The 8086-nt window shown below is 73.2% G+C and carries 7 protein-coding genes; 5 read left to right on the forward strand and 2 right to left on the reverse strand.

The genetic code is table 11. From position 1 onward, the window contains the following. Positions 1 to 280: 280 nt before the first annotated feature. The 5 genes from JNW89_RS20505 (at position 281) to JNW89_RS20525 (ending at position 7296) form a co-directional block, all read left to right on the forward strand. Positions 281 to 1588, forward strand: coding sequence for a ribonuclease D (locus JNW89_RS20505; protein ID WP_238450126.1), 1308 nt, complete (start codon positions 281 to 283; stop codon positions 1586 to 1588). Positions 1589 to 1836: 248 nt separating this feature from the next. Beyond that, positions 1837 to 3030 carry an acetyl-CoA C-acyltransferase gene (locus tag JNW89_RS20510; protein ID WP_238450127.1) on the forward strand — a complete coding sequence of 398 codons (1194 nt, stop codon included), beginning with the start codon at positions 1837 to 1839 and terminating at the stop codon, positions 3028 to 3030. Beyond that, on the forward strand, positions 3027 to 5096 hold the full coding sequence (locus tag JNW89_RS20515; RefSeq protein ID WP_238450128.1) for a 3-hydroxyacyl-CoA dehydrogenase NAD-binding domain-containing protein: 2070 nt from the start codon (positions 3027 to 3029) through the stop codon (positions 5094 to 5096). Before JNW89_RS20510 ends, JNW89_RS20515 begins: the two co-directional genes overlap by 4 nt. A 199-nt stretch (positions 5097 to 5295) precedes the next feature. Continuing rightward, positions 5296 to 6273, forward strand: a complete 978-nt coding sequence (locus tag JNW89_RS20520) for a hypothetical protein (protein WP_238450129.1) — start codon at positions 5296 to 5298, stop codon at positions 6271 to 6273. A 168-nt stretch (positions 6274 to 6441) separates the two neighbouring features. After that, the gene (locus tag JNW89_RS20525; RefSeq protein ID WP_238450130.1) at positions 6442 to 7296 is read left to right on the forward strand and encodes a hypothetical protein; all 855 of its coding nucleotides are present in this window, start codon (positions 6442 to 6444) and stop codon (positions 7294 to 7296) included. A gap of 55 nt (positions 7297 to 7351) precedes the next feature. Here the strand turns inward: JNW89_RS20525 and JNW89_RS20530 are convergent, their stop codons facing one another. Together JNW89_RS20530 and JNW89_RS20535 are read right to left on the reverse strand one after the other, a co-directional pair. Continuing rightward, positions 7352 to 7738: a VOC family protein gene (locus JNW89_RS20530; protein WP_238450131.1), complete on the reverse strand. Its 387-nt coding sequence runs from the start codon at positions 7736 to 7738 to the stop codon at positions 7352 to 7354. Positions 7739 to 7900: 162 nt separating this feature from the next. After that, the coding region (locus JNW89_RS20535) for an AEC family transporter (protein WP_238450132.1) at positions 7901 to 8086 on the reverse strand (186 nt) is incomplete at its 5' end.

An 8086-nucleotide genomic window follows, 5' to 3' on the forward strand; every position in this document is an offset into this window, starting at 1 on the left:
CGTCGCCGGCCGCCTGCGGCCCGCGCTCTTCGGTGCCCTGCGTCGGTGTCCCGCCGCCCGGCCCGTACCCAGCCGTCATGATGGCCCCCCGCCCTTCCCGTCGCCCCCGTGTGGCGCCACTTCGGGCACCTCGACGGCGCGACGCTCGATGGACCGTACCTGCGCGTACGCGCTTTGTCTCCCCCGTTGTCCGGCCTTTCGTGCCACCTTCCGGCCGCTTCGCCGACACACGCCGGACCGGCTGCACACACCGGATCGCGCGGCGCACTAGGGTTGTCAGGTGACCGACGAACCACCCCTGCGCCGTCGGGCCGCCGAAAGCCGTACGGGAGACGACCAGCCCTCGGCCGCGCCGGAGCCGGAGGACGTGGGGACCGACCAGCCCAACGGCGGCCCCGTTCCGCTGACCGCCCCCCGCGACGGCACGCCCCAGCCGGTGGCCACCCCGAGCGAACTCGACGAGGTCGTGGCCCGCTTCGCCGCGGGCCAGGGCCCGGTGGCCCTGGACGCCGAACGCGCCTCCGGCTACCGCTACAGCCAGCGCGCCTACCTGGTGCAGCTGCGCCGGGAGGGCGCCGGCACAGCGTTGATCGACCCGCTGCCGCTGCCCGACCTGACCGCGCTCGACGAGGCGATCGGCGGGGCGGAGTGGGTGCTGCACGCCGCCAGCCAGGACCTGGCCTGCCTGGCCGAGGTGGGGCTGCGCCCGCGCCGGCTCTTCGACACCGAGCTGGCCGCCCGGCTGGCCAACTTCGAGCGGGTCGGCCTGGCCGCCCTCACCGAGCAGCTGCTCGGCTACACGCTGGAGAAGCACCACTCGGCGGCCGACTGGTCCAGCCGGCCGCTGCCCGAGTCCTGGCTGACCTACGCCGCCCTGGACGTCGAGATGCTGGTCGACCTGCGCGACGCCCTGGACGAGGAGCTGGCCCGGCAGGGCAAGTCGGAGTGGGCGGCGGAGGAGTTCGCCGCGCTGATCCGCAACGGCGCCCGCCCGCCCCGGGTCCGCGCCGAGCCGTGGCGGCGCACCTCCGGCATCCATCGGGTACGGGGAGCGCGCGCCCAGGCCCGGGTCCGCTCCCTGTGGTACGCCCGGGACCAGATCGCCGCCCGGCGGGACGCCGCCCCGGGTCGGGTGCTGCCGGACTCGGCGATCGTCGCCGCCGCCGAGCTGGACCCGAAGGACGAGCGGACCCTGCTGACCCTGCCCGGGTTCGGTGGCCGTTCGGTGCGCCGGCTGGCCCGCACCTGGCTGGCGGCGCTGGACGACGCCCGGCAACTGCCGGACGACGCGCTGCCGGTCACCCCGGCGGTCGAGGGTCCGCCGCCGCCGCACCGCTGGGCGGAGCGGGATCCGGTGGCCGCCGGCCGGCTGGCCCGCTGCCGGGAGGTGGTGGTCCGGGTGGCCGCGGAGCACAACCTGCCCGCGGAGAACCTGATCGCCCCCGACTCCGTACGCCGCCTGGCCTGGCTGCCCCCGGACGAGATCACCGAGGCCACCGTCGCCGAGACCCTGCGCGGCTACGGCGCCCGCGAGTGGCAGCTCGCCCTCCTGGTCCCCGCCCTCACCGAGGCCCTCCCCACCCGCTGACCCACCGCCCCCCTTCGTTGATCATGAAGTTATTGCCCCGACACGCCGAGTGCAGGGGCGTTAACTTCATGATCGACGGCGGACGGGGCGAGGGTGCCCGGGTGTGGGGTGGGCCACATGGGGGGTGGTGTCGGGGTTGGTTACTGACGAGTAGCATCCGGGGGAACACGCCCGTGCCGGCGACTGTCGTTCGGTCCAGCCCCGCCTCTCGGCGCGGAGCCGAATCATGGTCGAAAAGGAGGCTCCAAGTGCCCCGTGAAGTTCGGGATGTCGTCTTCGTCGACGGCGTCCGTACCCCGTTCGGCAAGGCGGGTGGCATGTACGCCAACACCCGCGCCGACGACCTGGTGATCCGCTGCATCCGTGAGCTGCTGCGCCGGAACCCGCAGCTGCCGCCGGAGCGGGTCGAGGAAGTCGCCATCGCCGCCACGACCCAGATCGGCGACCAGGGTCTGACCATCGGCCGCACCGCCGCCCTGCTGGCCGGGCTGCCCAAGACCGTGCCCGGCTTCGCCATCGACCGGATGTGCGCCGGCGCGATGACCGCCGTCACCGCCGTCGCCGGCGGCATCGCCATGGGCGCGTACGACATCGCCATCGCCGGCGGCGTCGAGCACATGGGCCGGCACCCGATGGGCGAGGGCGTCGACCCCAACCCGCGGATCATCGCGGAGAAGCTGGTCGACCCGTCCGCGCTGGTCATGGGCGCCACCGCGGAGAACCTGCACGACCGGGTCCCGCACATCACCAAGGACCGCACCGACGCGTTCGCGCTCGCCTCGCAGCAGAAGACCGCCAAGGCGTACGCCAACGGCAAGCTCCAGGACGACCTGGTGCCGGTCGCGATCCGCGACGCCGACGGCGGCTGGGGCCTGGCCACCACCGACGAGGCTCCCCGGGAGACCTCGCTGGAGAAGCTCGCCACCCTGAAGACCCCGTTCCGCCCGCACGGCAAGGTCACCGCGGGCAACGCGGCCGGCCTGAACGACGGCGCCACCGCCAGCCTGCTCGCCGACGAGGCCACCGCCCGCGAGCTGGGCCTGCCGGTCGCCATGCGCCTGGTGTCGTACGGCTTCGTGGGCGTCGAGCCCGAGGTGATGGGCGTCGGCCCGATCCCCTCGACGGAGAAGGCGCTGCGCATCGCCGGCCTCACCATCGACGACATCGGCCTGTTCGAGCTGAACGAGGCGTTCGCCGTGCAGGTGCTCGCCTTCCTCGACCACTTCGGCATCGCCGACGACGACCCGCGGGTCAACCCGTGGGGCGGGGCGATCGCCATCGGCCACCCGCTCGCCTCCTCGGGCGTACGGCTGATGACCCAGCTGGCCCGCCAGTTCGCCGAGCACCCCGAGGTCCGCTACGGCCTCACCGCCATGTGCATCGGCATCGGCATGGGCGGCACCGTGATCTGGGAGAACCCGCACTGGGAGGGCAACAAGTGAGCGCGCTCGCCGCACCGAACGAGGTCGTCACCAAGGCGCTGCTGCGCGCGGTGCGGGTGCCGGGGCTGGACAAGCCGGCCGCCCTGATCACCCTCGACAACGGCTTCGACCACACCAAGCCGAACACCTTCGGCCCGGCCGGTCTGACCAGCCTGGACGAGGCGATCACCGCCGCGCTGGCCGCCGACCCGGCGTTCATCGCGGTCACCGGCAAGCCGTACATCTTCTGCGTCGGCGCCGACATCGTCGGCCTGCCGGCGCTGGCCGACCGCGAGCAGGCGCTGGAGATCGGCCGGCTCGGCCACCGGGTCTTCGCCCGGCTCAAGGACAGCCAGATCCCGACCTTCGCCTTCGTCAACGGCGCGGCGATGGGCGGCGGCCTGGAACTGGCCCTGCACTGCCACTACCGGACCCTCTCCGGCGGCGCGGCGGCGCTGGCGCTGCCCGAGGTCTCGCTCGGCCTGGTTCCCGGCTGGGGCGGCACTCAGCTGCTGCCGAACCTGATCGGCATCCCGGCGGCGACCCAGGTGATCATCCAGAACCCGCTGATGCAGAACAAGATGCTCAAGCCGAAGCAGGCTGCCGAGCTGGGCATCGCGGACGTGCTGCTGGAGCCGGCCGACTTCCTGGAGCGGTCCCTGGAGTGGGCCGCCGGCGTCGTGCGGGGCGAGGTCACCGTGACCCGGCCCGAGGTCGACAAGGACATGTGGGCGGGCGTGCTCTACTTCGCCCGGCAGACCCTGGACCAGCGGCTGCACGGCGCGGTCCCGGCCGCGTACAAGGCGCTGGACCTGCTGGAGACGGCGAAGGACGCCGACTTCGCCACCGGCACCGCCGCCGAGGACGAGGCGCTGGCGGACCTGGTCTTCTCCGAGGAACTGCGCAGCGGCCTGTACGCCTTCGACCTGGTGCAGCGGCGGGCCAAGCGGCCGGCCGGCGCGCCGGACAAGGGCCTGGCCCGGCCGGTCACCAAGGTGGGCATCGTCGGCGCCGGCCTGATGGCCAGCCAGCTCGCTCTGCTCTTCGCCCGCCGCCTCCAGGTGCCGGTCGTCATGACCGACCTGGACCAGGCCCGGGTGGACAAGGGCGTCGGCTACGTGCACACCCAGATCGAGAAGGCCGTCAGCAAGGGCCGGATGGACAAGGGCACCGCCGCCAAGCTGTACGGCCTGGTCAGCGGCTCGGTCGACAAGGGCGTCTTCGCCGACGCCGACTTCGTCATCGAGGCGGTCTTCGAGGACCTGAACGTCAAGAAGCAGGTCTGGGCCGAGCTGGAGAAGATCGTCAAGCCGGAGGCGGTGCTCGCCACCAACACCTCGTCGCTGTCGATCACCGCGATGGCGGAGGAGCTGGAGCACCCCGAGCGGGTCGTCGGCTTCCACTTCTTCAACCCGGTGGCGGTGCTGCCGCTGCTGGAGATCGTCCGGGGCGAGCGGACCGACGACGCCACGCTGGCCACCGCGTTCGCCGTCGGCAAGCAGCTCCGGAAGTCCTCCGTGCTGGTCTCCGACGCCCCGGCGTTCGTGGTCAACCGGCTGCTCACCCGCTTCCTCGGCACGGTCTTCGCCGCCGTCGACGCGGGCACCCCGCTGGACGTGGCGAACAGCGCGCTGGACCCGCTGGGTCTGCCGATGCGCCCGCTCGCCCTGCTCCAGCTGGTCGGGCCGGCCGTGGCGTACCACGTGGGCGGCACCCTGCACGCCGCCTTCCCGGACCGGTTCGGCGTCAGCGAGAACCTCAAGCGGATCGCCGACTCCGGCCAGCCGATCGTGGTCGACGACCAGATCAACGACGAGGTCGCCAAGCTGCTCGTGGTCGGCGACCAGCCGCTGACCGCCGAGCAGGTACGCCAGAACGCGCTGGACGCGCTGGCGCAGGAGATCCGGCTGATGCTCGACGAGGGCGTCGTCGCCGAGGCGCAGGACATCGACCTGTGCATGATCCTGGGCGCCGGCTGGCCGTTCCACCTGGGCGGCGTCACGCCGTACCTGGACCGGACCGGCACCTCCGAGAAGGTCACCGGCAAGCGGTTCCTGCCGCGCGGAGTCGCCAGCCTGCGCGGCTGATTCCCTCCCGCTGCACCGCGATCGCGGTGGTCGGCACGCCCGTCACCGGGTGCCGCCGGCCACCGCGATCGCGTCTGGGCACCGGCGCGGGCCCGCCCCGGCCGGCATTTGCCCGGCCCGGTCAGACTCGGACGGGGCAGCGCAGCCGGTCCACGGCTCGCTAACATCACGCGTTCTCACCCTCGCCTGGAGCTGATGCATGTCCACACCGCCGGTCGACCCCTGGTCCACGCAGCCGGAGCCCGGCTCGTACCCGCCGCCGCACCAGCCACCGCCGCCCCCGGGCACCGGGCCGACCCAGGCCTGGCCGCACGTGCCGCAGCAGGGCGGCCACCCCGACGCCACCCAGCCGTACGGCCGGCCGGCCGACCCGCAGCCCACCCAGCCGTACCCCGCATACCAGTCGGGGCAGGCGGGGGTCCACCCGCCGGCGCAGCCGGGCGGGTACCCGGGCGTGCAGCCGGACGGCTTCGCCGGCGCGCCGGCGTACGGCCTGCCGCCGACGCCGCCGCCGGCGAAGAAGTCCCGGCTCGGCCTGATCCTGTCGCTGGTCCTCGCCGGGTTGCTGGTGCTCTGCGCGGGCGGCGGCGGCCTGGCCTACGTGGCGCTCTCCGACGACGACCCGGACCCGAAGGCCAGCTCCAGCCCCGGCGTCTCCGCCGCCCCGACCACGGCGGCCCCCGAGCCGAGCCCGTCGGAGGAGGAGGCCGAGCCGGCCCCGGACATCCGGCTGGTCACGCCGAAGACGCTGGCCGGCCGGTCGAAGAACACCGAGCCGCAGCTGCGCCGGATCGCCGACGAGATGGTCCGGGACATGAAGTCCGGGGTACGCAACGAGACCGGCGCGGTCGGCGCCTTCTACGGCAGCGCCGGCAAGCGCAACCTGGTGATGGTGGCCGGCGCCTCGGGCCCGGTGCTCTTCCCCGAGAAGGAGCTGGACGACGCCGTCGCCGGGCTGTCCTCGTCGCTGGCGGTCAAGAAGATGTCCACGGTCAACCCCGGCCCGCTCGGGGGCGTGGCCAAGTGCGGCGCCGGCAAGAGCTCCGGCATCGCGCTCGGGGTGTGCACCTGGGCCGACGAGGGCAGCGTCGGCCTGATCGTGATGTTCTTCTCTTCGGCGGCCAAGGCCAAGGCCGAGTTCGCCACCATCCGGGGTCAGGTCGAGAAGCGCTCCTGAGGCAGAAATCGCAGGTCACGGTGGTCGGACGCCCCGTTCGGGCGGTGCCGGTCACCGTGACCGTCGACCCCCGGCCGACCGGTCGCAACCGGTGCGGACGGGACAGCGGGTGCCCGGTGGCCTGGCTAATATCACCCGTCCTCACCTGACGAGTCTGGAGCTGACCTCATGTCGCAGCCGCCGTCCGATCCCTACCCTCCGCAGCCGGGAAGCGGCGCGCCCTACGGCTCGTACCCGCCGCCGCAGCAGTCGGGCGGTTACCCGGCTCCGCAGCAGCCCGGCGGCTATCCCCCGCCGCAGCAGGGTGGCTACTCCGCGCCGCAGCAGGGTGGCTACCCCGCGCCGCAGCAGCAGGGCGGTTACCCGCCGCCGCAGCAGCCGGGGGCCTTCCCGGCCCAGGGCGGCCAGCCGTACGGCGACCCGAGCCCGCCGCCGGCCAAGAAGTCCAAGGTCGGCAAGATCGTGCTGATCTCGCTCGCCGTGGTGCTGGTGCTCTGCCTGGGCGGCGCCGCGATCGCGTTCTTCGCGGTCAAGGACGAGGTCAAGGAGACCGTCGACGCCACCAAGACCCGGGTGGTCGCCCCGGCGACGCTCGCCGGTCGGGCCAAGTCGACCGATCCGGCTCTGCTCAAGGGCGCCACCGGGCTGGAGACGGAGCTCAAGAAGTCCCTTCCGGACGCCACCAGCGCCGTCGGCGCGTTCTACGGCACGGCGGTCAAGAAGGACCTGGTGATGATCGCCGCCGCCTCCGGGCTCAACACCAACCCCTCGAAGACGCTGGACGACACCATCAAGGGCGCGGGCCAGAGCGCCGTGCAGCTCGGCGAGATGAAGAAGGTCGACGCCGGGCCGCTGGGCGGGGAGGCCAAGTGCGGCGACGCCGAGGCCGCCAACGTGCCGCTCGGTGTCTGCGTGTGGAGCGACAAGGGCAGCCTGGGCATGATCATCGTCTACTTCAAGTCGGGTGACGAGGCCGCCGCCGAACTGCCCACCATGCGCGGGCAGATCGAGCAGAAGTCCTGACCCGTACGACCTGAGGAAGGCCCCGTCCACCGAGGTGGACGGGGCCTTCGTCGGCTCAGCCGGCCGTGGCGGCCCGCTCCGCGGCGCTGCGCAGCACGCAGAACTCGTTACCCTCCGGGTCGGCCAGCACCACCCAGCCGGAGCCGTCCGGCCGGCGGTGGTCGGCGACCTGGACCGCGCCGATGCCGAGCAGGCGCTGCACCTCCTCGTCCCGGGTCCGGTCGGTGGGCTCGAGGTCGAGGTGCAGGCGGTTCTTCACCACCTTCTCGTCCGGCACGGCCAGGAAGAGCACCTCCGGTCCGCCCGGGGGCAGCAGCATCGCCTCCGGGTCGCCGGGGAAGTCGTCCGGCTGGCGGGGGCACTCGAAGACCTGGGCCCAGAATCCGGCCAGGGCGTACGTGTCGCGGCAGTCGATGCCGATGTTGTGGATCCGTGCACTCACGGTGTTCCTCCGCAGTGGATGGACGCGCCCCGGGTGCGTGGGATGTCAGCGGTGAACGGGGTGGGGCGCGGCGTTGGTCGTGATGGACATCTGCGCACCCCCTTCCACCCGTCGGGCCGACGCGACGATCTTGTCATTCCGGCCCGGGGCTGACAACCCCGGTCAGCCCAGCAGCGCGCCGATCAGCGCCAGCGTCCCCATCGCGCACGCGGTGGTCACCACCACCGTCTCCCGGGCCACCACCTCGGCCCGCCCGTACTCGCGGGCGAAGATGTAGGTGTTCTGCGCGGTCGGCAGCGCGGCGCAGACCACCAGGGCCAGCAGATCCGTGCCGGTGACCCCGACCAG

It is taken from the genome of Micromonospora sp. 4G55 (assembly GCF_016803375.1).

Coding starts and splice junctions, on each gene's coding strand:
- JNW89_RS20520 (WP_238450129.1), top strand. CDS start 5,296: ATGTCCACACCGCCGGTCGACCCCTGGTCCACGCAGCCGGAGCCCGGC.
- JNW89_RS20525 (WP_238450130.1), top strand. CDS start 6,442: ATGTCGCAGCCGCCGTCCGATCCCTACCCTCCGCAGCCGGGAAGCGGC.